The 1,460-nt window shown below is 59.5% G+C and carries 1 protein-coding gene; it reads right to left on the minus strand.

Translation table 11 applies throughout. The features are described 5' to 3' along the window. Positions 1 to 7: 7 nt before the first annotated feature. Complete coding sequence (locus ACP7AP_RS24150; protein WP_426038464.1) at positions 8 to 1,414, minus strand: IS30 family transposase; 1,407 nt, start codon at positions 1,412 to 1,414, stop codon at positions 8 to 10. Positions 1,415 to 1,460 lie beyond the last annotated feature (46 nt).

Here is a 1,460-nt window from a genome sequence, read left to right on the forward strand (position 1 = left end):
GGCAGTCTCAACCGGTCGTCGCAACACTTTCAGTTTCTTTGGCTTTCAGGAATTTGTCCAGCGCCTCTGCGGGGGTTTTCCAGCCGAGGGTTTTGCGTGGACGTCCGTTCAATGTTGCGGCGACTGCTTCAAGTTCGTCCCTTCCGTGAAGGCTGAGGTCTGTGCCCTTGGGGAAGTATTGGCGCAGAAGACCATTGGTGTTTTCATTTGTGCCACGCTGCCAAGGGCTGTGCGGATCGCAAAAGTAGACAGGCAAATCTGCAAGTATTGTCAGTTCGGCGTGCCGGGCCATTTCCGCGCCCTGATCCCAAGCCAATGATCTACGCAGGTGTTGTGGCAGATGAACAATGCTGCGCGCGATTGCATCTCGTACAGCCTCGGCACCATGTCCTGCAAGCGCAGGCCCATTTCTTTGTCGAGGTGCCGCACCATGGCCCGGCATCGGCGGAAGGTGCAACAGCATCGTGAAGCGGGTTGTTCGTTCTACCAAGGTGCCGATCGCGGATCGGTTCAAACCAATGATCAGATCCCCTTCCCAGTGTCCCGGTACGGCGCGGTCTGCGACTTCGGCAGGCCGCTCGCTGATCATGATTTCTGGTGTGATAAAGGATTTGCCGCGACTACCCACTCTGGCCCGTGGGACCCGCAGCGCCCGCCCGGTACGCAGGCAGGCCGTCAGATCGCGACGCAATGCTCCGCGGCTTTGAATGAAGAGGGCCTGATAGATGGCTTCATGGCTGATCCGCATCGTGTCATCCTCGGGAAAGTCGACCTGCAATCGTCGTGATATCTGCTCGGGGCTCCAAGCTGTCGACCACCTGCGCGATTGACGCGGCCCGTGTCGTCGACCTTTCCAAGAAACATTCGGACCCGCGATCCCAGTACCATCCGACCGGGTGACCAGTCCGGCAAGACGCTCCTGCACATATTGGCGCAAAGCCTGGTTTGCTGCCAGCTTTGCAAGCTTTGGCCGCCGCGCCATGCGCTCAGCGTGCCATTGGGCCGTTGTGGCCCTGTAATCGAACCCGCCTGAGCGCGTAGCGGCATTCCGACGGACTTCACGCGATATCGTCGAGGGGGATCGCTTCAGGAGGCGGGCGATCTCGCGCAGACCACATCCTCGCGCACGCATCAGTGCGATCTCTTCGCGTTCCCCAAAAGTCAAATAGCGCCCCGAAATGCAGGGGGCCGAAGGCGACAAATGTGTGGGAGCCATGCCTCCATTCTCCCGAAACCACCTTGATCCGACAGGTTGAGATACACCAACTTCCACGGCAGCGTCTTCGCTGGAACGTCCTGCCGCGATCGCCAACCAGAATAATCGTCGGTCTTCACTTCGCGCAACACCCGGGCGACCCGGCGAAACAATCGCCGCCCGGCCAGATCGATCGGACCCTCGCTGTCGTTTTGTCATCACAACCTCCATTCACTGGCTGTTGCGACGACCGGTTGAGACTGCC

Source organism: Cypionkella sp. TWP1-2-1b2 (assembly GCF_049896245.1).
GTDB lineage: Bacteria > Pseudomonadota > Alphaproteobacteria > Rhodobacterales > Rhodobacteraceae > Cypionkella.